Below are 22,770 nucleotides of genomic sequence, written 5' to 3'. Positions count from 1 at the left end.
CTATTTACCTCTCTAAACATGTAAATAACAATTCTGCAGTTTTAGCCGCGCTAGATCTCAACTTTCCAGTATTCACTAGAAATTTTTAGAATCCCATAAAAGAGTAAATAATCACATCTAATTAATGTGATTCCTACGGAGCCCTCCTAGCTAATTCTTTACAATCCCCAGGTGCAACCCTTAATTTAAAAATTTCTGCTCCGAATATAACCAATGTTAGTGCATTGCTCAACGGCAAATTCCAGAAGAATACTTACTCCTGCATTCGTTGCATAGTTCTCCAGACGTTGGCTTTTGGTTAATTTCTTCATAATCATCTATAGGCCAGTTAGAACAATTTTCACAGAAATGCCAAGTATCACTTCCTTTTCGTTTACGGTATCTCAACATTTCACCCCCTCATCTTTTTTGGCTCCGTAGAAACCACAGGATGACCACATATTCAATATGGTCCATATGTACTATTCAATATTTCATGATAAAAATTTTACTATAGTACGATTTATGTACGATTTATACTAAAGACTATTTCTTTGAAAATAAAGTTCAGAACCCTCCTAAAATTACTGCACCACCATCATCATAAATCCTGTCTTTGTCTCCAATGAGATTTTTATAGTTCCAAAGGGGTTCAACATTGTCCATTTTCAGTTTACCCTTAACAAATGTAGGCGGTTTTGCAGGTGGATCAATAAAGACAAGTCCCCTATTCACATTTACCCATCTCAAATAAATATAACCTCTTTCACTTTTTGTTTCATGTGTGAAAAACTCTTTATTCAACTTTGGATGGATGTAGAATCCCTGAAATATCCTTGAATAACCAAAGGTATCCGTATTTACTGTGAGGTTTCCGCCGTTGCTTGAAAGCCATTTTGCAGCTGTCACCTCACTCGTGAAAATAAAGGCCTCATATCTCCTCTCACCTTCACTGTTATACGCATATGAGTATGGTATTCCTGCAAAGTGATAGTTAAGGTAGTTGACACATGAAAAGAGCAAGACAAGAACAAAAAGTATTAGAGGTAATCTCATTGATTGTCTTCTAAGTAAACTCAAAAGCTCCTGGATACCTATTATGAAAAGAGGAGCTAGAACTACGAGCATCTGCGTGAACAATCTTGTACCACCATAACCCCTTGATACAAAGGGAAGTATTATAAATAATGCCAGTATTGCCAATGAAATTAATATTGCTGCCATGTACTCCCTGCTTACGTCATCCTTTCTGTGAAATATAAGACTTAAAGCACCGACACCTATAAGGAAAAATACTATATCATGTACCATGACACTCATGAAGTTTGGAAGCTGTGCTATACCTATTCCCACAACTGACTGCTCCGCGTTGTTTCTCATATCCGCTGAAAAGAAATCTGCCATACTTGAAAAGGTGTTCTTGAAGAATTCAATGGCATCATTGAATGGTGCCCCTGTTGCCTGCGCATACCACGCAAAGACGATCACAAAAAATAGGACAGCTACTGAAACACCAAAGAAGTAACTACTTTTGGGTCTTCCAATCGAAAATCTTTTGGTGAGCCATACAACAGGGGGGATGAGAACTGTCAGGATTGCAAAAACATATGCTGTTGTGTAATGTGAGAGAACCGTTGAGATCATGAAGATTATAAAGAGGACCTTTTTATCTCTTCTAGGTAGGCTTGAAGTTAAAACCATTATCGCCAGAGAGAAAAACACAAGGGCTATGAGCTGTCTGCACCAACCGAGTATATAGATAAACGAGAACTGGAATATAAAGAGTAGAGCTGCGTAGAAAGCCATGGTTCTATCCTTCAGAATCCTTTCACTTATAAGGTAAACTGCGAGCGGCATTATTGCCCCAATGAATCCATAGTAGAATTTAAAGATGTAGACTGCAGGCACATCCAGAATCAATCTGTATATCGTGGGGAGTATCGTTATGCTGAGGCAGGCGTTGTATGCATTGTTAATTGCACCTGAAACGCTCCAGTGCCCATTCATGAGTACCGTGCGGAAAAGATAATATTCAGTATGGATATCCCTACCTATAAGGTAATTTGAGGGAAGCCCATTCATTATAAGAAGTGAAAGGCCAATGTTAAAAAGTGCAAGAGGATAAGTTGATTGGTGCAACCTCTCCCTCAGTAATGTTAGAATGACTATGTAAATTGGTACTGTTAGGAGGACTCCTAAAAGAACCACATTAAAGCGATAGATATTCATCAGATAAGAACCTATAACTGTTAAGAGTGGAAAAATAAATGAGATCAATGCAGGTGCAAATAAACCATTCTCCAAATCAAAATCAAACCTTATAGGATCATCAGCTGCCCGGAAGTGATATCCAGTTAGAAGTATCGCTATGAGTATATTAAAAGATATAAGTACTAGCAACCATGAGAGTGGTCTGAGAATTAAAGGATACATCATGTTAAGTAATAGACCACTGAAAATTAGTAAAGATAGACTTAAACCAACTGATAACAGTCCTTTTTCAAGTAACCCAATTTTGACCCCAATTATCTCAAGCAAGAGATATCCTGGAATAACACTAAGAAATATGAACGGTAATGACTGTCTTATAATTGAAATATTCAATAGAACTGATAGATCTATGAGTAAAAGCAAAATAATAAAATAAACACTCTCACGTCTCATACTAATCCCTTATAAATATCTTCAAGTTTATCTACATGCTCTTTGACGCTGTATTTTTTTGCAGTTTTAAATGCATTTCCCTCTAGCTTCCACAAGATACTTGGGTCATCTAGAATCTCTTTAATTATACTTCGAAGTTCATCAATATTTCCTGACTCAAAGAGAAAGCCATTATATCCATCATTTACAAGCTCAGGTATACCTCCAATCCTACTTGCAATTACAGGAGTAGAATTTGCGAAACTTTCATAGATAACCATCGGTGAATTATCATAACACACAGACGGCACTACACATACATTAGCCATTCTATAAAGACTCTGCAATTCATCACTTGTAAGAAATCCGTGGAATATTATTCTTCCATCTTCTCTACTGACACCCTTTAATTTATCTTCATCAAGCCCTTTTCCTGCAATATGGAGCCTTATATTATCAACATTGAGCCCTTGGAAGGCCTTTATTAGAATATTAGTACCTTTATGTCCAGATAATGCTCCAGCATAAAGTATATCAATCAATTCATAGTCTTTTTTTGTTTTTTTCCCATTAAGAATCAATGCTCCATTATGAACAACTTTTGTAGGAATATCATTAAAAAATCCATTTGCATGTAGTTTATCAACCATGAACTTTGATGGCGCAATTAAGACATCTGGTTTGTTATCTATTAAAAACTTATTAGTCTGTCTGTATAAGTTACAAACTATTCTGGGAGTTTCACACATTATTTTTCCCTTTTTGAGAAGGTTTGATCTTACACACATTGCTGAGAAATCATGTGCAGTAAAAACAAGAGGAATGCCTAATTTTTTAACAGCTTTAAATACTAAAGGAGAAAACCCCTTAAATGAATGAATATGTACCACGTCAGGATTTTCATTTTTTAAAATACGTTTAATTTTAAAATAAGAAATCAAATTTATTAAATCAATACAATGCCAAATAGGCTTAATAAAATCTGGTTTTCTATAAAATTCACGTGCTAAATATATGTTTTTGGGATTTATCTGGTACATCTTTAAACCATTGACAAGCTTTTTTTTATCAGACTTTCCTGAAGTTATAACCACAACTTCATGGTTTCTTTCACTTAAAATTGGAGAAACTGTTTTCAATAGTGTTTCAATACCTCCTCCGCCAGCCGTAGGATCCCAATTAACTACTATCTGACATATCTTCATTTCGTATCCTCAGTTAAACATTTATATATGTTTTCAAGTTTATTAACATGTTCCTCTACCGTATAAATTTTAGAACTTTTAAAAGCGTTATTTTCAAGCCTTTCAAGAATACTTGGATTTTCAATTATGTTAATAAGAAGTTCCTTGAGTTCCAATACATTTCCAGGTTCAAACAGAAAGCCATTATATCCATTAATTACAAGCTCAGGTATCCCTCCAATCCTACTTGCAATTACAGGAGTAGAATTTGCGAAACTTTCAATTATAACCAAACCAAAAACTTCATACCACAAAGATGGAACTAAGGTAACATTTACATCTCTGTAAAACCTCTTAAGATCTTCTATGCCAGCAGCATAGCCATAATACTCCACTTCATCATCATTTTTGGAAATCTCTTTTAAAACATCTTCATATTCACCTCTTCCAAAAATATAAAACTTCTTTTTATATCCATCTAAAAGTTTAATAACCTCTAATAGCACTTCAATGCCCTTGTGTCGATTAAGTTCCCCCGCGAACATTATTTTAATTGTTTCATAATCCTTTTTTACTTTTTCAGGTTTTAATGGGAGTGGATTTGGCAATATCACCTTTTCAGATTTATCGAAGATTTCTCTATCATTAAGTATCTGCATTAAAAATGTAGAAGGGGAAATCATTATATCTGGATCACAAGCAATTAACTTGTTAAATTTTCTATAGAATGAACAAAAAACTCTTTCTTCATTGCAGACACAATTATTTCCCTTTAGAAGTGTTGCTCTGGGACACGCTATTTTATAATCATGCGCCGTGAATATAACCGGAATTTTTAGACTTTTAACTGTTCTAAAAACATAAGGTGAAAACCCTGTAAAATTGTGTATGTGTATCAGATCTGGTTTTTCCTTTTTTAAGATTTTTATAATATGTTTTTGAATGAAAAGATTAAACCTGTCTATGAGTTGCCAAATAATTTTTTTAATAGTCAATTCTTTTTCAATAAAATTATCAAAGAACGTGTAAACATTGAATGGGGGTATTCTGTATATTCTTACACCATTAATCCTTTCTTCATAAAAGTTATTATCATGACTTGTTGTTATCACTGAAACTTCATGACCTCTTCTCACAAGTTCTTCTGCTTCAAGATGCGCAACTCCAGATGCCCCTCCAAATATTATAGGAGGATATAAACTTGATATCATGCAAATCTTCATGTTGATCACATTTTTTAGGTTTGAAAAAGTTCCTTTATATGTGAATTAAAGAGTTAATTGGTTATTAAATCCATATAGATCTTTTCTAAATCGTTGATTATTTTATTCCAGTCATAATCTCTTAAAGACCCTTTAAAACCTTGGTCTGATATAATGAGCTCTTTGATACTGGCTGCTATCTCCTTTGGGGATAGTGGGCAGAGGTAGTCATAACCATCTTTCACAAGATCTTTCGCTGCATTGGTGGGTGTATCGATTGTTACAACTGGTAAACCAGCAGCATTAGCCTCTAGAACAACAATACCAAGTCCTTCACGTGTTGATGGCAGAACAAAGATTCTTGATGATTTCATGTAAGCTATTAAATCATTTTCATCATTCAGAAAGTCTAAAAATTTAATGTTATCTTGTAAATCCAGTTCCTCAACCATCTTTTTGCATCTTGGTTTTTCAGGACCCTCTCCTATGATAAGACATTTAATGTCAGGAAACTCATCCTTTAAAAGATGTATGGCCTTTATAAGAACATCTATGTTTTTATGTTCAATAATTCTTCCGGCGAATATTACATCCGATGAAAGTTCGGCTGGTTTAACCCTCTCAATTTTTCCAATGTCGATACCATAAGGAATAACTCTCAAAACATTTATACCATTAATTTCAACATCATCTTTTACATGTTTAGATATTGTTATGATGTTTTTAGTTAATCTGAATGTTGCTTTTTCTATAATTTTACCAAGAAATCCTTTAATGCCAAGGTATTCATACCAGTAAGAACCCCAATATTCAATCACAGTTATAATCAGAGTACTTCTATTTACAAGAGATGCTATTTTAGCAGAAAAACATGAAAAATACGGGAATTGCTGACAATCTATCAAATCAAATTTTTCATTTAAAAGTGGTTTTAAGAGACTTATTGAAAATTTTAAGGCGGCCTTTATGGATCTCCTTCCATTAACATATAAATCAAGTGGACCGCAGACACCGTGATATTTTATACCATCAATCTCAATGTCCCTTTCGTCATTCTCATCAAGCCACCAGCCAACACAGTACCAGTGCACATCATGTCCTCTCTCTGCAAGCCTCCTTCCGATCTCATAGACACGCTTTTCCACACCACCCTTGATCCAAGGGTAGGCACCGTCATAGATGAACGCTATTCTCATTGTGTCACCAGATGTTTATGACTGCCTCAACCTTTCAACAACAAGTGTCCTGAAGATTTTGAAGCCGTCAGTCAGTGATGAAAGCTTGGGTTCATCGGACCTCCTCTTGTAGGAGATGGGGACCTCAACTATCCTCAGGTCTGACCTTGCAAGTTTTGAGAACATCTCGGCCTCCAGTTCGAATCCAGGATACCTCAGCCCCACATCTATGAGGTAATCTATCGCCCTCCTCCTGAAGGCCCAGTGCCCCGTGCAGACATCACTCACGGGATAGTACAGGATTGTGGCGGTAAGGCTCAGTATACGGTTCCCGATCCTGTTGAGGCGGGATATTGCACCATCCTCCACGTCCCCCTTCAGCCTTGAGCCGAGGACCACATCAGCCCCCTCACCCTTGAGCACATCTATCAGGTGCGCCGAGTCCTCGGGCGGGTAGGTGCAGTCGGCGTCCATCATGATGGCATACTCCGTCCTCACATTCCTGAAGGCTGCGAGCATGGCATTCGTCTTCCCCTGCCTCCCCTCAAAGATGACCCTGACACCACGTGATGCTGCAATCTCAGCGGTCCTGTCAGAGGAGTTATTATCAACAACGATGATCTCGGCGTCAGGGTAGAGCATCATTATCCTGTCAAGAAGTGCCCCTATGGACTCCTCCTCATTATAGGCCGGTATCATAAAGGTTACATCATCCAGTTAGGACACCCCACATGGTGGTAATACTGACATCAACATGACAACACCATAATTACAAGTGTGAATAATTTTTCTATAATATGGCCATTTCAATTATAAAAAGTTTTCCGGGGCTTCCAGAATATGTAACCTTACATTATATATTCAAAGCCACTAAACAATTTAAATGGTGATATTCATGAAAAGGGTTTTTCCAGTGATCCTTGGCTTAATTTTCATCCTTGCATGCAACCCATCCCATGCAGTGGATAACACCACAGACTGCAACGGGACACCCAACCACCTGAACCGCTCATATTACCTGGACAATTACCAGGAACTCCTCAAGGGGGCCGTTAAAAATAACACCAGGATAAGAAACCACCTTTATACACGGTACACCTCAACAGGTGATAGAAGGTACTATCAGGCATACGTAGATGCTGGGTATGCCGTTAAAATCTTCTCAGGCATCAAAAGTAAGAGGGCCCTGAGGAGCTATGAGAAGATAATTGAGATCAAGACCATACAGGCCAATAACGCCTACTACTCCAGGAAACTTTCACCATCAGACACGACGGTGATTGTATTCAACAGCAGGGCCTGCCAGTTCAGGAACATGCCTGTCCCGGAGTTCAAGAGCAACCTCCCCTTTGTCTACTACAAAAACAGGGGATGGCACATTTACCCTGTAACAACATCCAACCTTGCAAGTGGCTGCAGGAACACCACAGACTTCCTTGAAGTGCTGGATGAACAGAAACTCACCGCAAACTTCAGGACGTACAGGGGTATGCGCTACGCGGTATTCCCCATGTACTTTGACTACCATGGCTCAGGTACCGGCTGGCTTGACAGCTTCGCCCAGGGCAACCTTGCAGGCCACTACGCCAGGGCATACAACCTCACAGGTAAAAGGGAGTACCTTGACATCTCAAATTCCCTCGTAAACAGTTTTTATGCCCCAACAAACCTTGTGAAAACCACGAAATACGGTAACTTCTACCTCCACTACAACTTCCTGAGGGAACACTACATCCTCAACGCCCACCTCATCTGCACACTGGGAATCAACAACGTCCACAGGTACACAGGAAACTCAAGAGCGCTTAACCTATTCCGAAATGGCGTATCAACCTTCAGGAGGATGAACTGGAGGTTCGACAGTGGGCGATGGACATATTATGCTGTGAGCGGCAGGTACTACAGGCCGGCATGGCTAGCCAGTGCGAGCTACCACAGACTCCACGTACAGCTTGCAAACCAGGTCTGGAAAGCAACGGGGGACAGCTACTACCGCAGCATTGCCTTAAGGTGGAACAGTTACCTGAAAAGGAAAGGACTCAGACCCGAGAGGATCTAGGACCACCAGCACTCAAATAGAACTGTCCAAACCTCAACCCGTGAGGTATGAAATTCAAAAACCCTTTTTTCTCATTAAAGAATTTATTAAGTCTTAGGATTATATATCACCCACTAACATAATGTTATAAGAAAAACTAAAGAATATTCAATATTAGGTGTGAACAATGAAAAAAGCACTTATAACAGGGATAACAGGACAGGATGGGTACTTTCTGACCAAATTGCTTCTTAAAAAGGGATATGATATCTATGGAATTGTAAGAAGAAGCAGTCAGAATTCAATTGGAAATCTACAATATCTTGCAGAAGAAGAGCTGGAATCTGTTAATATTTGTTGGGGGGATATCACGGACAATTTATTCGTGGACGAAACAATAAAAAATGTTCAGGCCGATGAAATATACCACCTTGCAGCCCAGAGTTTTGTCTCATTTAGCTTCAATAACCCCCGCCTTACCTACGACGTAAACATAGGAGGTACGCTGAACGTTGCCAATAGCGTCATGAATTATTCACCTCATTCAAGGACATATTTTGCTGCCACATCTGAATTGTATGGTAAGGTTCAGGAAACCCCTCAAAAAGAAACGACACCATTCTATCCAAGAAGTCCCTATGGTGTCTCCAAACTTGCAGGGTTCTGGACAATGAAAAACTATAGAGAAAGCTATGATCTGTTTATGAGCAATGGAATTCTATTCAATCATGAAAGTGAAATGAGAGGTCCGGAATTTGTTACAAGAAAGATAAGCCTGGGTGTTGCTTCGATATATCACGGTTTAAGTGAAAACATAGAACTTGGTAATCTCGATTCTAAAAGAGACTGGGGGTATGCAGAGGATTACGTCCATGCAATGTGGTTAATGCTGCAACATAAAAAACCAGACGACTTTGTCGTTGCTACAGGAGAAACGCATTCTGTGAGGGAATTTGTTGAAGAGGCCTTCAAGGTTGCTGGAATTGATATAGAATGGAGAGGTTCAGGAGTTAAAGAAACTGGAATTGATACACGAACAAAAAAACCCCTTGTAAAGATAAATCCACAGTTTTTCAGACCAGCAGAAGTGGATCTGCTGATAGGAGATTATTCAAAGGCAAAAAAAGAACTTGGATGGGAACCAAAGGTTAAATTTAATAAACTTGTTGAAATAATGGTTGAAAATGATTTAAAGGTCATTGAGAAGCGTGTTTAATAAAAAGGCCACAAAAAAGTTTTTCTATGAGCTTAATATTAAATGCTATAAATGTAATTATATTCTTAAAACTTAATTTCAGACAGGTCTGGAAAGCAACGGGGGACAGCTACTACCGCAGCATTGCCTTAAGGTGGAACGGTTACCTGAAAAGGAAGGGACTCAGACCCGAGAAGATCTGAGCTGATCCAGAGGAAACACCAACTATAGCCTCATGAGGAACTCCTTCAGCCTCCTCTGGAGTCCAAGGGGGAGGTATGGTGTGGAAAACCCCAGGGAGGTCCACACCACAGGGACCCTGTGCTTTTTCATTATTGCCCCCATTGTGGTGTAGTATTCAGGGGACATGGAGTAACCCGGTGACCTGTGGTAGGCCTCCACAGGTACCGCATAGATACTGTAACCCTTCTTCCTGAGGGCAAGGCACCGTTCAACCGCGTAGAGGTGCCAGTGGCTGCATGTCTCCTCATCAAAGGGATGCCTCCTCCAGACCTCAGAGGGTAGGGCAAAGAGGCACTCATCAACGGTCTGAACCCTCACCGGAGCCCCAATTCTCCTCCCAACATCCACTGGTGGGTCGCCCTGTTTCATGCATGAGAACAGCCTGAAGGGACCGGCCACTCCAGCAGCACCCAGGACACCCGCATCCTCCAGTGACGATGAATATGAGGCCATCCCTCTGATGGCTTCCGGTTTTACCTGCACGTCCTGGTGGGCGAATATGAGGGTGTCACCTGTGGCCATCTCCGCCCCGTGGTTGAGGGCCTCGGCCGCTGAACTGAATCTACCGGTGGTGTTATCGAGGATTATGAGTTCATAATCGTCCCCTTCACGGAGGTCCCTGAGCAGGAACCTTCTGAGGGTTTCCCTATCATTGTAGACACATATTACTGATATCATCCAGTAGCATTATGTTCCCGATAAAGATAAAATTAATTTTCAGAGGTGTGCATTTGCGGCCCATCCCTCTGGTACCTTCCCATAAAAAATTAATTTTTTCAGGCCGGAAACCTGTCACGGGTTGCATTGGCTATCCTCACCAGTGTGAGCATGACCGGTACCTCCACCAGGACCCCAACAACCGTGGCGAGGGCCGCCCCTGACTGGAGGCCGAAGAGTGATATGGCCACCGCAACCGCCAGTTCAAAGAAGTTGCTTGCACCTATGAGGGCTGCCGGTGCAGCCACCGCATGCCTCAGCCTCCAGATGCGGGCCCAGAGGTAGGCCACCGTGAAGATCAGGAAGGTCTGTATTATGAGTGGTACCGCAATCAGGGCAATGTGGAGGGGGTTCTCAATTATGACCCTCCCCTGGAATGAGAATATTATGATGAGGGTGAGGAGGAGTCCCATGACCGTTATGTTCTCGAATTTACCCAGGAACTCCTGGAAGTACTCCGGCCCCCTTGAGGTGATGAGCCTCCTCCTTGTGAGGTAGCCTGCAAGCAGCGGTACCACCACGAAGAGCACCACCGAGAGTATGAGGGTATCGTAGGGTACCTGGATGTTACCGATTCCTAGGAGGAATGCCACTATGGGGGCGTAGGCGAAGAGGAGTATTATGTCGTTCACCGCCACCTGCACCAGTGTGTAGGCCGGGTCACCCCGTGTGAGGCTGCTCCAGACGAATACCATTGCCGTGCATGGTGCTGCCCCAAGGAGTACCGCGCCTGCAAGGTATTCCCTCCCGAGTTCAGGTGGTATCAGATTTGAGAAAACTCCGAGGAGGAAGAATGATGCCACGATGTACATGGTGAATGGTTTTATGAGCCAGTTGGTCCCGCAGGTAACGGCAAGCCCCCTGATTTCCCTGGTGGCCCTTATTATACTTGAGAAGTCTATCCTGAGCATCATGGGGTATATCATGAGCCATATCAGCACCGCCACAGGGAGGGATACCTGGGCGTACTGTAACCTGTTGAGGAGGGCCGGGAAGGCTGGTATGAACTGTCCGATCCCAACCCCTGTGATTATGCAGAGTATCACCCAGACTGTGAGGTACCTTTCGAATATTCCCATCTCTTCACTTTCCATGGTATCACCGGTTACATATCAGTAAATTCAGATATGTTGATTTATTATTAGTAGTTTCCCATGAACCGGAAAGGTTTTTATGAAGCAAAAAACATGAATGTAATTATTAAGTGTTTATGGTGGTAAATTTGAGACTCAATGTGAATACAAATGGTGAACCACTGCTGAAGTGGCTGAACAGTAAGCTGAATGTTTTAAGCTCCGTATTGGGGATACTTGTGGGTGCAGTTGCCGGGACACTCACCGCTGTAATCCTTGGCGGTGCCCTCATGGGTGGATCTGTGGAGCCAATATTCTTCGTATTCATTGTGGCCTTCGTCTTCCTCTTTGTGGAATCCTTCGTTGCGGGTCTGGGTGCTGAAACCTACAGTGAATCCCTGGTGAACTCAGGGTTCCTGGTACTCATCTATCTCGCCGTCGGTGTGCTTGGTCTAATGGCAACAACCACGGGTGGCATGATGGCCCTCATGGCCATATCACAGATATTCCCTGACACCGGCGGGGACATGACAGGTACAGCAGCACCCATGGGACTGGCATCTGAGCCCACATACGCACCAGCAGACTATCTTCAGCTCATATCAGGGATACTCATGGTCATCTCACTGGTGCTTGCAGCATTCGTGGGGGGCCTCCTGGCGGTCTACATAAGGAAGAAGATGAAAGGTCCATCCATCAGTGAATAGGGTCCTCCCCTAAACATTCATTTTTTTGAGGGCTACAAGTCCCATACTGAAATCCCATAAAATAACACTTAATAGACCGATGATTAGAATAGCAGCAGAATACGCATATCCGGAAAGTTTCGCCTCTGAAATTCTTCTTTGAGTTTCCTTGCAACCAGAAATCCGAGCTTTGTAGTTGCAAAATTGTCTGGTTTTCTGTAATACCTTATAAGACCCTTTCTCCTCAGTGAATCAATTGCCCTATCGGCCTCAGGAAGTGTATCATCCCTCAGCTTCTTCCTGATTGTCTGTCTTGTGAAGTTCCTGTTGGCGGATCCACCTATACGGCCCACAACGGTCATGACCTCCCTTTCAGCAGGATCCATTGAATCTATAATCAGCTCAACCTCATCCATGAGGACTGTTATCATAATTCAATATGTATATATATTATCGTATGTGTTCTGAATATTGGTTTCAGTAAATGAAATAAATTTAGATAAATTTATACATAAATTCCGTGATATATGTGTAGTGAATGATAAATTGAAAATAAATTACTGAAGGTGATTTTCAGTGACCTGTGTGCTCAGGGAAATATTCGGGGATACAAACAGAGTATCCATACTTGAGGAGCTCCTGGAAAACTGGGGCCACTACCTGAAGGTCCCGGAGATCGCAAGGATGATTGACGCGACCGAAAAGACCGTCTACAACCATGTGAATGAACTCATGGAGATTGGATTACTTGAAAAGAGGGAGGGAAAGGCTGCAGCCTACAGACTGAAGATGGATGATAGGAGGGCCGTGTGCCTTGCAATCCTTGAAAGTGAGGAGTATATCAGGAAAATCGATGAGATTACCGGGAAAATGAATGAAGAACCCATGGAGACAACTGCCGGAAGAACGTCCCCTGCACATTACAGCCTTAATGAGTCAGGAAAACACACACTGACCATCTCATCAAGCGGCCAGGGTGGGAAATGTGGTTGAAGTCCCCATTGTGATATCCTCAGAACTCAATACCATCTACATAACAGGTGCCCTTGGGGGTTTTCATCAAATGAATTCCGCGTCCTCCTCTTCTCTGAGGAGTTATTCCCCAGGGACGAGGAAACAGAAATCTCGAAGATCAGTGCCTGCCGGGTCGTGGAGAATGAGGTGAGGATGTCACCGGAAACAGCGAAGGAACTTGCAGTGTGGCTCATGGAGCAGGTTGAGGAATACGAGAGGACCTTCGGGAAAATCAGGGCCCACCACTCCAAGGGGCCGCAGCCCTAGAAGAGGCTGGATGCCAGACTCCATGAGCACCATGATGGGTTCATAAAGGGGGAATCAGTCCCCGTACCTCCTGAGCCTCCCTATAAAGAGCCTTGCCCAGAGGTAGGCTATGAGGCTTCCCCCGATGTCACCTGCAACCACACCCCACCAGACTCCAACCTCACCGAATCCCAGGATCACACCAAGGAGGTAGGCGAATACCGCAACCAGGAGGACCTGCCTTATAACCGAGAGTGTGAGGGATGTGAGTCCCCTCCCTGCCCCCTGGAAGATGGAACCTGACATTATACCCGGTGGTAGGAAGAGGTAGAAGAGGCAGATGACCCTCAGGAACCAGGTTATCCTTGGTGCCAGGTCCGCAGATGCCTGGGAGTAGGAGAATACCCATGAGATCCAGGGGGCAAGTACGAATGTGAGAAGTGCAGTGGCAGCGGCTATTACAAGTCCCAGCCTTATGGAGTAACCATGGACCACCTCAAGGTTTCTGAAGTTCCTTGAACCATAGGCAACCCCCGAGACGCTCACAAGGGCAGTTGCAACCGATATCACCGGGACGATGGCCATCATGACTATCCTCCACCCGGCCGAGTACACTGCAACTGCACTGGTACCCCCCACTTTCGTAAGTATCCCGTTGAGTACCGCTGTTACCAGGGACATGACAAAGAACTCTGCACTTGCAGGTACAGTCACAGAGAGTATTGAGAGTGCAACCCCACGGTCGGGTCTGAAGTGCTTCATCCCGATGGAGGTGTAGGTCCCTCCCCCCATGAACCAGTAGATTACAATGAGTGAGACCACAAGCTGGGATATCACCGTTGCCCAGGCCGCCCCAGCTATACCCCACCCTGCAGTGTATATGAGGAGGGGGTCAAGGACCATGTTGAGGACCGCTGAGATTCCCATGGCATACATTGGCCTCTTTGCATCACCCTCGGATCTGAGTATCCCGTAGGCGGCCCCTGTGAAGAGTGTGAATATGGTACCCGCGAATACCACACTACCGTACTGGAAGGCTGGTTTGAGGGCATCCCCTGCCCCCAGGGAGAGGAGTATATCTCCGAGGAGGAGTTCAAGGATCACCGTGATGATAACTGAAACCGCAACTGTTATTATAACCGTGTGGGTTGCGCTGTTGTTGACGCCCTCGGGGTCACCTGCACCAAGGTACCTTGAGACCGATGATGCCGCCCCGGCCCCGAGGCCATTGGATAGCCCCACGAGTACCATGTAGAGGGGTGTCACGAACCCTATGGCTGCCAGTGCCTCGCCACCGAGACCAGCCACCCATATGGCGTCCACCAGGTTGTAGATGGATGTGAGCAGCATCGCGATTATCATCGGCCCTGAGAGTTTCAGGAGGGCCCTCCTCGGGTCCCCCCTCATTATCTTAACGCCCTCTGTCATCTTCCACGCCCCTTATCTTCATTGCATCCTCTGCGAGTCTCCTGCACATTTCCATTAGAGTATCCCTCTCCTCATCTGTGAGGTTCTCAAAGAGGAGGTCCGTCCACCTATCCTCAACCTCCATTATGAGGGGTATGAGTTCCTCCCCCTGAGCTGTGAGGCTAAGCATGTACCTCCTCCTGTTTTGGGGGTCCTGTTTTCTCATGATGAGTCCCCGCTCCTCCAGGCGCCTTGTGATCCTGGCTATGGTTCCCTTGTCCACCTGGAAGAACCAGGAGAGTTCATCCTGGGTAACCCCTGGTTGCCTGTGGATCCTGAAGAGGCAGGCCACCTGTGCGTCTGTGAGTTTCAGGCTGGATAACTCCCTTGCCACAAATACGCGGTGGCTTCTGAGTATGATTGATAGGAGCCCCTTGAATGGTATGTCACTGTCGATCATCACTTCATCCTCAATGTTCTGATGCTGAAGTTATCTGGATGGCACCATATAAATGTTGTCATAGCAACTGTTGCAGCTGCAACATAAATATATATTAAGCCATCAATTCATATCAAATAATGCAGAAATAGTTATCTGTGAACTTCAGGTGAGATGGGATGGCCTCAGTTAAACTTGAGCTTCCAGTAAAGATTGAAAAAGAGGGAAAACTGTTCGTGGCGATATGCGAGCCCTTCAACATAGCCAGTCAGGGCATCAGCAAAGAAATTGCCCTTGAGAACATCCAGGAGGCGCTTGAACTCTTCCTTAGCGACGAGGATGTTCTTGAAATGTATCAGGACCTTATAAGCAGATTCACTGTACCTGAAAAAGAGGAACATGTGAGCGTTAAGATAGATGGCTGGCAAAAAAGGAAAACTGTCAGGAGTGAAGCTCTGTAAGATCCTCCAGAAAGAGGGATTTACGTATTCTGGAGGAAAGGGTAGTCATGTGAAACTCAAAAAGATAGATGAAAATGGGAAGAAACTCATTGTGATCATACCTCTTCATGATGAAATCGCCCCCGGAACCCTGAAATCAATTCTTAAACAGGCTGAGCTCACATATCCAGAATTCATGAAGCTCATGAATTCCAGAAAAAGAACATGAATGTCTATTTCTCAGAACCATGAAAAACCTGAATCCTGAAGCCCTCCACCTCAACAGGTCTGCTGGCCTCAAGCAGCCCCATGAGCTCATCCGGCCTGTAGAGGAGGCTGTACTTTATATGGGCCGCCACATCCTCAGGGAGGTGCTCTATGAACTTGTTCTTAACCATCCTGTCAAGCCTGTCATGGAGCCTGAGGGGGAAGTCCTCCTCAGAGATGATGGATGGGATCTCATTCAGAGTAGATACCACATCATCGTAGTCTACCTTTGCCCTGAAGCGCGCCGCGAAGGCATCATCCCTGACACGGTATGCATCATGCTCCATCCTGAATATATCGGAGATGAGGCCGTTAACCCTCTCCCCTCCGAAGGTGTGGATCTCCACATCAGACCCGACACTCACAGGGATAACATCCCTGGTTAAACCTGCGGCAGAGGCCCTTGCCATCTCAGATAGGACCCTCTCCCTTGATGCGTCATCTAGCCACCTGAGGAGGTCCCGGTTGAAGTTTCCAAGGAGGATGTCATAGGCGTGCCTTGCAACCTCAAAGCTCACAGGGGCGCCGCCACCACTCCAGTCAGGAATACTGGCCTTCCTTGAGCAGGGCTTAACCTTAACGATGAATTTTTCATGGTCTATCTCCCTCACAATCCAGTTTTCACCGCCAAGCACGAAGCCCCTCCCCTCCTCAAGGTATGTTACAGCGAAGAATGCGTCAAGGGTCCCTACTGTCTTTGTGCCGTGCTTAACAGTGAACTCATAGGTGGGGTAGAACACAGAGTAGAACTCCAGAAAGTTCATCTTACCGAAGACCTTCTCAAAGTTGAAGCCATGGTAGAGGTAGCTTCCATGTTTCCTTATAAAATCACTCTCACCCATGAATTCAAGGAGGTGCCTGAAGTCCCCTTGGGTTATATCAGAGAATACATGGGCCCTCCCCAGGCCCCTGTATATCTCGGCGGGCCCCGGTTTTTCAATCTCAAACACCGAGCTCAGGATCTGGTGGAAGTATATGTCAAGGGGCCGGCGGGGTATCCTGAGCATCTCAAGTTTACCTGAAAGTGCCAGTGAGACAACCGAGAGGGCGAGGAGCACCTCACCCTCATGGAATATGATGGTCCTCTGGTTGCCGCTCCTCCTGCCACTCCTCCCGGTCCTCTGGAGGAACTGGTTCACGGTTGTTGGGCTCCGCAGGTGTACCACCACGTCGATGTCACCCACATCTATACCAAGCTCCAGTGTACTGGTGCTCACCATGAAGGCCGCTGAGATGGATTTGAATTTCTCCTCTGCCTCCTCCCGTGACTCCCTGTTCAGGGAGGAGTGGTGTATGAAGACGTCCACATCCAGGCACCTTCTTATGATGTTGTAGTACCTCTCGGCCTCCCTCCTTGATGGGACGAAGATGAGGACCTTCCTGCCGGTTAACCTCCTTAAAACATCAATGACCCCCGCTTCTCCACCAGAGAATATCCTGTACTGGAGTCTCCTATCAGATCTCTCCTTTACAACAACACCCGAGGGGCTCATCCACTCAAGGACATCTTCGGGGTTTCCAACCGTCGCAGAGAGCCCTATCCTCTGGGGCCTCACAGCGGTGTACCTTTCAAGCCTTGCAAGGAGGGAGTTCAGCTGGACACCCCTGTCTGACTCTATGAAGTAGTGGATCTCATCCACTATGATGTAGCGGAGGTTTCTGAAGATCCTCTCCCTCTCATCCCGGCTCCTGTTCACCATGATGACCTCAAGGGACTCTGGTGTTATGAGGAGGATGTCCGCGGGGTTCCTGATGAACCTCCGCTTGGTGTCTGGCGGGACATCCCCGTGCCACTTCATGACCTCAAGGTTGAAGTGGTTGCCCCAGTACTCCAGTCTGCTGTGCATGTCATTTATGAGTGCCTTGAGGGGTGAGACATAGAGGAGGCTGACCGGTGGGAGGCCCTCTGTGAGTATGGAGTTGAAGACGGGTATCATGGCGGCCTCGGTCTTACCAGAGGCTGTGGGTGCAACTATGAGGGTGTCCTCCCCCCTCCCTATGGCCTCAAGGGCGGATTTCTGCACGTCCCTCAGGCTCCTCCAGCCCAGCCTGTTGGCGAGGAAGTGCCTGAGGCGGGGGTTGAGTGATTCGGAGGACATCAGATTACACCCTGACTAAACCCAGTCCTCGTCCTCGAACTCCTCAAACTCCATCTCCTTCTCCTCGAAGAGGTCAAGGATCTCCTCCTCGCTTCGGAGTTCAGGGTTCTGCTGGACAACATCAAGGACACTTATGAATGATTTAACAAAGTTTCTCGGTGAAATGTAACCTGTGAGTTCCGCGTTGGCCTCATGCCTTGCTATTATACCCTCAAGGGACTCCCTGACCGGTTTTGCCTCCCATTCATAGACCTCCTCATGCATACTTATGAGGCGATCTGACAGCTCCATGAGGTTGTCCTTCTTGAAGCCGTCAAGCCTTATTATGGGTTTCCTGAGGTCCTTGAATTCCGTGTGGAGGACGTCCTCTATCCTCTCATTCAGTGCGGTGTAGGATGGCACACCCATCTTGGGGTCCTCAAAGAACTCGGGGGTCCCTGCAAATATGAAGAGGGTGTTGTGGAATCTGCCAAGGCTGCACTCATCGTATATGAACCTCATGTAGTCGTAGGCCGTGTCCCTCAGCTTCTTTGTGTGTAGGGTCATTATGTGCTCTGCCTCGTCTATGAGTATTATGAGCCCTGAGTACTTGAGTGCCATGAGGAATGAGGAGAGGGCCTCAAGGTACTTGAAGGCGTTTTCCCGGTCAATGTCACCCTTGACACCGAACTGTCTCTTTATGGTGTAGGGTATGTTCTTCTCACCGCTGAGCCATGCCATTGCATACTTTGCTGTCTCCTGGTCACCCCGTGCAGAGAGCTTGTAGTAGTTCTCTATTGCAGCAGCGAAGGTTGTGGCGTGTTTACGGACCTCCTTGAGGTCATTGTTTATGTTGTCTATCACTATCCTCTCCTGCTGGTAGGGGTCCGAAGTTTCCATTAGGGCCATCATGCGGAGCTGTGTGGTCCACTTTTCAATTATGTGCTCAAGGGATGTGCCTGTCTTGCAGCGGAGTGAGGCAACGATGCTCCTGTAGACGACCTCGAACTTGTTGAAGGGGACGTCCCTGCTGAGTGTCACCTTGGCGACGACGAAGTTGTCTGCAAGGGCCCTTTCCTCCAGGAGTTTCAGGAAGAAGGACTTCCCCGACCCGAATTCACCGTTGAGGAACCTTGTTACCGCAGCCCCATCCTTAACCTTACTGAATATCTTGTCGAACTCCTCCAGTTCCCTCTCACGCCCGACACATATCTCGCCCACCCCCTCAGGGGGGACGTTGCCATTTTTAAGGGCATTTATGATACTCTCTGCATTCATATTAAGCCTCCTATTCCAGGGATATCAATCCAAAGTCTCTTCCAGCCCCTCTGCTGTTGTAGAGTGTTACTATCCTCTCGGGATCCCGTGAAGGGTAGTGTTTTATACCGGTCCTCCAGGCGTTGATTGAGTAGAATTCCTCGAGTTCATCATATGATTTGTTAATCCCGTAGGACTGGATGAATTCATCAAGGAGTTTTATGAAGGATTTTATCTCCATCTGCTTCCGGCCATCGGCCTTTCTGAGCATGCTGTGGAGGCCCATGATGGAGTTCAGAATGAATTCATCCATGCTGAAGGATACCTCCTCAAGGTAGGCGGGGAATTTCTCTATGAACTTTGCCCTGGACCTTATGGTCCTGAAATCAGCCTCATCTATCTTTCTGTACTCAGATTTCGTTGCTGATGACCATTTTTTAGAATCAAAGGAAACAAGTTTATCCTTGAATTTAACTAATGGTATGGGTGGGTTGAAGAACTTTATACCCTTGAGCTTCAGCTTCCGGGGGGATTCGTAGTAATCATAGAGGGTTTCAGGGTCACTGTACACACTTTCAACCATGGTGTATGCAACAAATGAGAGTGTCCTCCGGCCATTGAGGGGGATGGGCTTGAAGAGGAATATCCTGTCACCTGATCGGATTTCATTTATAAGTTTACCTCTCTTCCTCACGGAGCCAATCACGAGGTTCTCAGATATATCTTCAAGGACATCATCATCTATTCTGTGAAGCCAGTATCTGGACTTACCCCTGGGGACCAGTCTTTTCTGTTTTATTATGTAAAAACCCCCTTTTATGGCATTAAAGTCATTTAAATGTTTCTAAAAATTGATAGATAAATTTTTTTATAACCCTGTAAATGTTAATGATTTAAGTAGCTGTAAAAACATTAAATTATACTGTATTGAGGGGAGTATGCCATATGAATAACTGCGTCCTCTGCTGTAGAGAATCAGATAAACTTTTATGCCTATCCTGCGGCAGTAAATCATCTTCTTCATCCTGTGAAAACTGCGGCGCTGAGAACCTGGGCGTCTGCAGGGAATGCTACGATAAATATCGAATTTTAAAGGCCATTGAAACACTTCAGGGAAGGGAACCCTTCAACTTCGATGACTTTAAGGATGATGAGGAACTCGGCTCCCTGCTATTCTGGATTCTCCTAAGGGAGGGATTCATAAAGAAGCATGTCAGCAGTGAAGGGAACGGGTTCATAAAGAATCAGGGCCTCAATAGCTTCAGAACCCTTTACGTGTTATCTGAAAAATGCGATGACTTCATGGAACTCAACCTGGGCTTCAAATCTGCAGCCGAATCACTTCTCAGGGCCGCAGTGAGACCTGAAGAATTCATGAATGAACCTTATGATTCAGCCGGGGATGAACATAATCCTGAAAACCTGAATGATGACCTATGGACCCAGGAAGCCGGATCTGATGGTGACCCGAACGCCCTGAAAACAGGGGGATACTGGAGAATGAACCCGGGACCCCCTCCAGAGCAGAGGAAACGGATCAAACAATAGATGAAGAAGCTCCAGCGGTAGAATCCCATCAGCGAAAAGATTTATTACCTAAAGTACCCGTCAGTGGCCTTGAACTCTGTTCTGGCTGCCAGAAAGAGCTTGAAACCGAAACTGAGAGGTCCCAGGGGATCTGCAGGGAATGCTCAAGGAGACTCTATGCCCTTGAATCCCTTGAAAGAATCCTCAGAACATTTAAAGCCGGGGATGAGATTAAAGTTGCCGTTTACACAGCCGGGATGGATGACGTGGAGAGAACAGAATTCACAGCCATGATCTGGATACTCGAAGAGTTCAACCTCCTTGAGCAGGACGGGGAATCAGGTACCTGCAGGTTAAAACCCGAAGAGGAGGTCCAGAAGTTCATCATAGAGAACGTGGGGCTTAAAGGGCTCAGATCAGTATCTGGTGAGCCAGCCCAGACAGGAAGCACCGCGGCACCTGAAAAGGGTGAACTTGAGTGCTCAGTGTGCGGGGAGGTAAAACCCGCCACAGAATTCAATTCATCCGATGGAACCTCCCCCATGTGCAGGGAATGCTCAAGGAGGCGCTGCGCTGCAGATGCCCTCGCTGAGATAAGAAAGCTTGTTGAACCAGGGGTTGAATTTGCTGTTGACGACATCATAGAAAGTGAGGATGAGAGGGTTATCATCACTGGCCATATCTGGCTGCTGCAGGACTTTGACCTCATCGAGAGCAACCCGGCCTTCGAAACCTACACCCTTAAACCGGACGAGGAACTCAGAGTCTTCCACGAGGCCTATGGTGAAGGGGAACTTGTTACAGAATCAGACATGATCAGAACCTGCCCCATCTGCGGCAGGAAACTCAAGAAATCCAGCTTCTACAGTACAGTTGACGGAAAACGGGATGAGTGCCGGGAATGCTATGACCGGATACTGGCATGGGACATATTCAGGGACATCAGGGAGATCGTGGGTAAAGGGCCCTTCAAAAGGGAGGAACTGGCTGAACACTTTGATGAACCCGGGACCCTGGATGCCAGGATCTGGACCCTCCAGGAGCATGACCTCATTGAGGAGAGTCCCGAAGGATTCCTTCTTAAACACAACCCTGAAATTGAGGAGATCTACCTCCGGTACCATGGATCAGATGCTGAAGAAACCCTGGACACACTGACTGTGAAGCCAGAAGAAACCCCGGTTACAGGAATAGAACAAGAAATAACAGCAGAACCTGTCCCCGCAGGGGACACTACCCACAGAAAGGAGATAATCTACATAAACCCCGCCGGTGAAAGCCTCAACCTCATGATGAACGGACTTGTGAGTGGTAACGGTCTCATGGATACCATGAATGAACTGGGGGACCTCCTGCCATCAATGAAGAAGTGCATGATCCTGAGGAATGATGAGTGTTTTGAACTACTCATTGAACTGACTGTGGAGAAGGAATCACTTGATGACATCCTTGGGGTCCTTGAGGCCAGGAACTGGGAGAACAGAGTCCGGGAAAACAGCTGATCAGATCAAACCCACATATTCCAGCACATCGGTTGTCTTCTCCCTGAGGACCTCCTTTGACCTCTCATAGCAGAGTTCAACAACCTCCTCAAGGTCTTCCTCTCCCTCCCAGTACTCTGAGAGGAACTCGTAGCCATAGACGTCCGCCAGGATCCTTATGACGTAGGCTGTTATGAAGATGTCGTCAATGTACCCGTAGGCACCGTAGACCGTCTCGGGGATGACATCCATGGGTACAACATAGTAGGCTATTGCCGCGCTTATTTTGAGTTTGAGCTGGCTCTTGAGGTGCTCATAGCCCAGAAAGTCCGCGAGGAGCTTGAAGAGTTTCGGGCCATGGTCTATGAAGGATGCATATTCCCCGTTGAAGGACTCAAGGTTCTCAACCAGCACATCATAGAAATCCTTAAAATCTGCCTCTGTCATGGAAACCACTGTAATTCTCTTGGCCATGATGA

At 45.2% G+C, this 22,770-nt stretch carries 23 protein-coding genes; 9 read left to right on the top strand and 14 right to left on the bottom strand.

Annotation, left to right across the window (positions count from 1 at the left end; genetic code table 11):
* Nucleotides 1-546: 546 nt before the first annotated feature.
* Genes AB9H23_RS02370 through AB9H23_RS02350 form a run of 5 tightly spaced genes read right to left on the bottom strand, consistent with a single transcriptional unit; the run spans nucleotide 547 to nucleotide 6,882 of the window.
* Nucleotides 547-2,643, bottom strand: a complete 2,097-nt coding sequence (locus AB9H23_RS02370; RefSeq protein WP_370005314.1) for a DUF2206 domain-containing protein — start codon at nucleotides 2,641-2,643, stop codon at nucleotides 547-549.
* Nucleotides 2,640-3,827, bottom strand: a complete 1,188-nt coding sequence (locus AB9H23_RS02365) for a glycosyltransferase family 4 protein (protein ID WP_370005312.1) — start codon at nucleotides 3,825-3,827, stop codon at nucleotides 2,640-2,642. The genes AB9H23_RS02370 and AB9H23_RS02365 overlap by 4 nt, the downstream gene beginning before the upstream one ends.
* The gene (locus tag AB9H23_RS02360) at nucleotides 3,824-5,029 is read right to left on the bottom strand and encodes a glycosyltransferase family 4 protein (protein WP_370005310.1); all 1,206 of its coding nucleotides are present in this window, start codon (nucleotides 5,027-5,029) and stop codon (nucleotides 3,824-3,826) included. Before AB9H23_RS02360 ends, AB9H23_RS02365 begins: the two co-directional genes overlap by 4 nt.
* Before the next feature lie 53 nt (nucleotides 5,030-5,082).
* Nucleotides 5,083-6,204 carry a glycosyltransferase family 4 protein gene (locus tag AB9H23_RS02355; protein ID WP_370005308.1) on the bottom strand — a complete coding sequence of 374 codons (1,122 nt, stop codon included), beginning with the start codon at nucleotides 6,202-6,204 and terminating at the stop codon, nucleotides 5,083-5,085.
* Between the two features lie 15 nt (nucleotides 6,205-6,219).
* Nucleotides 6,220-6,882 carry a glycosyltransferase family 2 protein gene (locus tag AB9H23_RS02350; RefSeq protein WP_370005306.1) on the bottom strand — a complete coding sequence of 221 codons (663 nt, stop codon included), beginning with the start codon at nucleotides 6,880-6,882 and terminating at the stop codon, nucleotides 6,220-6,222.
* A gap of 196 nt (nucleotides 6,883-7,078) precedes the next feature.
* On the opposite strand from AB9H23_RS02350, the gene AB9H23_RS02345 reads away from it, so the two are divergent.
* Together AB9H23_RS02345 and gmd are read left to right on the top strand one after the other, a co-directional pair.
* The gene (locus AB9H23_RS02345; protein WP_370005304.1) at nucleotides 7,079-8,242 is read left to right on the top strand and encodes a D-glucuronyl C5-epimerase family protein; all 1,164 of its coding nucleotides are present in this window, start codon (nucleotides 7,079-7,081) and stop codon (nucleotides 8,240-8,242) included.
* Between the two features lie 166 nt (nucleotides 8,243-8,408).
* On the top strand, nucleotides 8,409-9,437 hold the full coding sequence (gene gmd, locus AB9H23_RS02340; protein WP_370005302.1) for a GDP-mannose 4,6-dehydratase: 1,029 nt from the start codon (nucleotides 8,409-8,411) through the stop codon (nucleotides 9,435-9,437).
* A gap of 204 nt (nucleotides 9,438-9,641) precedes the next feature.
* Here the strand turns inward: gmd and AB9H23_RS02335 are convergent, their stop codons facing one another.
* The gene (locus AB9H23_RS02335) at nucleotides 9,642-10,337 is read right to left on the bottom strand and encodes a glycosyltransferase (RefSeq protein ID WP_370005300.1); all 696 of its coding nucleotides are present in this window, start codon (nucleotides 10,335-10,337) and stop codon (nucleotides 9,642-9,644) included.
* A 98-nt stretch (nucleotides 10,338-10,435) separates the two neighbouring features.
* Complete coding sequence (arsB, locus tag AB9H23_RS02330; RefSeq protein ID WP_370005298.1) at nucleotides 10,436-11,470, bottom strand: ACR3 family arsenite efflux transporter; 1,035 nt, start codon at nucleotides 11,468-11,470, stop codon at nucleotides 10,436-10,438.
* Between the two features lie 128 nt (nucleotides 11,471-11,598).
* Here arsB and AB9H23_RS02325 point away from each other — a divergent pair, with 128 nt between their 5' ends.
* A complete protein-coding gene (locus tag AB9H23_RS02325; protein WP_370005296.1) occupies nucleotides 11,599-12,156 on the top strand; it encodes a hypothetical protein in 558 nt (185 codons plus the stop codon).
* Between the two features lie 83 nt (nucleotides 12,157-12,239).
* Here AB9H23_RS02325 and AB9H23_RS02320 read toward each other — a convergent pair whose 3' ends face one another.
* The gene (locus AB9H23_RS02320; RefSeq protein ID WP_048175224.1) at nucleotides 12,240-12,566 is read right to left on the bottom strand and encodes a hypothetical protein; all 327 of its coding nucleotides are present in this window, start codon (nucleotides 12,564-12,566) and stop codon (nucleotides 12,240-12,242) included.
* Between the two features lie 145 nt (nucleotides 12,567-12,711).
* Between AB9H23_RS02320 and AB9H23_RS02315 the strand changes: the two genes are divergently transcribed.
* Complete coding sequence (locus AB9H23_RS02315; RefSeq protein WP_048175223.1) at nucleotides 12,712-13,128, top strand: winged helix-turn-helix domain-containing protein; 417 nt, start codon at nucleotides 12,712-12,714, stop codon at nucleotides 13,126-13,128.
* A gap of 15 nt (nucleotides 13,129-13,143) precedes the next feature.
* Nucleotides 13,144-13,416, top strand: a complete 273-nt coding sequence (locus AB9H23_RS02310; protein ID WP_370005913.1) for a DUF3467 domain-containing protein — start codon at nucleotides 13,144-13,146, stop codon at nucleotides 13,414-13,416.
* A 54-nt stretch (nucleotides 13,417-13,470) separates the two neighbouring features.
* On the opposite strand, the gene AB9H23_RS02305 is transcribed toward AB9H23_RS02310, so the two are convergent.
* Together AB9H23_RS02305 and AB9H23_RS02300 are read right to left on the bottom strand one after the other, a co-directional pair.
* Nucleotides 13,471-14,823, bottom strand: a complete 1,353-nt coding sequence (locus tag AB9H23_RS02305) for an MATE family efflux transporter (RefSeq protein WP_048175221.1) — start codon at nucleotides 14,821-14,823, stop codon at nucleotides 13,471-13,473.
* Complete coding sequence (locus AB9H23_RS02300; RefSeq protein WP_048175220.1) at nucleotides 14,807-15,262, bottom strand: MarR family transcriptional regulator; 456 nt, start codon at nucleotides 15,260-15,262, stop codon at nucleotides 14,807-14,809. Before AB9H23_RS02300 ends, AB9H23_RS02305 begins: the two co-directional genes overlap by 17 nt.
* A 158-nt stretch (nucleotides 15,263-15,420) precedes the next feature.
* On the opposite strand from AB9H23_RS02300, the gene AB9H23_RS02295 reads away from it, so the two are divergent.
* Nucleotides 15,421-15,702 (top strand): type II toxin-antitoxin system HicB family antitoxin, encoded by a 282-nt coding sequence (locus AB9H23_RS02295; RefSeq protein ID WP_048175219.1) that lies wholly within the window; start codon nucleotides 15,421-15,423, stop codon nucleotides 15,700-15,702.
* Nucleotides 15,703-15,751: 49 nt separating this feature from the next.
* Nucleotides 15,752-15,910 carry a type II toxin-antitoxin system HicA family toxin gene (locus tag AB9H23_RS02290; RefSeq protein WP_300478112.1) on the top strand — a complete coding sequence of 53 codons (159 nt, stop codon included), beginning with the start codon at nucleotides 15,752-15,754 and terminating at the stop codon, nucleotides 15,908-15,910.
* Nucleotides 15,911-15,914: 4 nt separating this feature from the next.
* Here AB9H23_RS02290 and AB9H23_RS02285 read toward each other — a convergent pair whose 3' ends face one another.
* From AB9H23_RS02285 to AB9H23_RS02275, 3 genes are read right to left on the bottom strand one after another with little or no spacing between them, the layout of a single operon-like run.
* Entirely contained in the window at nucleotides 15,915-18,047 is a 2,133-nt protein-coding gene (locus AB9H23_RS02285; protein ID WP_370005292.1) for a DEAD/DEAH box helicase, read from the bottom strand.
* Between the two features lie 15 nt (nucleotides 18,048-18,062).
* Nucleotides 18,063-19,304, bottom strand: a complete 1,242-nt coding sequence (locus AB9H23_RS02280; protein ID WP_370005290.1) for a BREX system ATP-binding domain-containing protein — start codon at nucleotides 19,302-19,304, stop codon at nucleotides 18,063-18,065.
* 10 nt (nucleotides 19,305-19,314) lie between these two features.
* Complete coding sequence (locus tag AB9H23_RS02275; protein ID WP_013295568.1) at nucleotides 19,315-19,977, bottom strand: hypothetical protein; 663 nt, start codon at nucleotides 19,975-19,977, stop codon at nucleotides 19,315-19,317.
* Between the two features lie 251 nt (nucleotides 19,978-20,228).
* Between AB9H23_RS02275 and AB9H23_RS02270 the strand changes: the two genes are divergently transcribed.
* Both AB9H23_RS02270 and AB9H23_RS02265 read left to right on the top strand, forming a co-directional pair.
* Entirely contained in the window at nucleotides 20,229-20,831 is a 603-nt protein-coding gene (locus tag AB9H23_RS02270; RefSeq protein WP_370005288.1) for a hypothetical protein, read from the top strand.
* 245 nt (nucleotides 20,832-21,076) lie between these two features.
* The gene (locus AB9H23_RS02265; RefSeq protein WP_370005286.1) at nucleotides 21,077-22,312 is read left to right on the top strand and encodes a hypothetical protein; all 1,236 of its coding nucleotides are present in this window, start codon (nucleotides 21,077-21,079) and stop codon (nucleotides 22,310-22,312) included.
* On the opposite strand, the gene AB9H23_RS02260 is transcribed toward AB9H23_RS02265, so the two are convergent.
* Nucleotides 22,313-22,765: a YkvA family protein gene (locus AB9H23_RS02260; RefSeq protein WP_231855316.1), complete on the bottom strand. Its 453-nt coding sequence runs from the start codon at nucleotides 22,763-22,765 to the stop codon at nucleotides 22,313-22,315.
* Between the last annotated feature and the right edge of the window lie 5 nt (nucleotides 22,766-22,770).

The sequence above is a fragment of the Methanothermobacter sp. KEPCO 2 genome (assembly GCF_041228365.1).
GTDB classification, from domain to species: domain Archaea; phylum Methanobacteriota; class Methanobacteria; order Methanobacteriales; family Methanothermobacteraceae; genus Methanothermobacter; species Methanothermobacter marburgensis.
The sequence above is the reverse complement of the archived record's forward strand: the minus strand, read 5'-3'. Positions and strand labels throughout refer to the sequence as shown.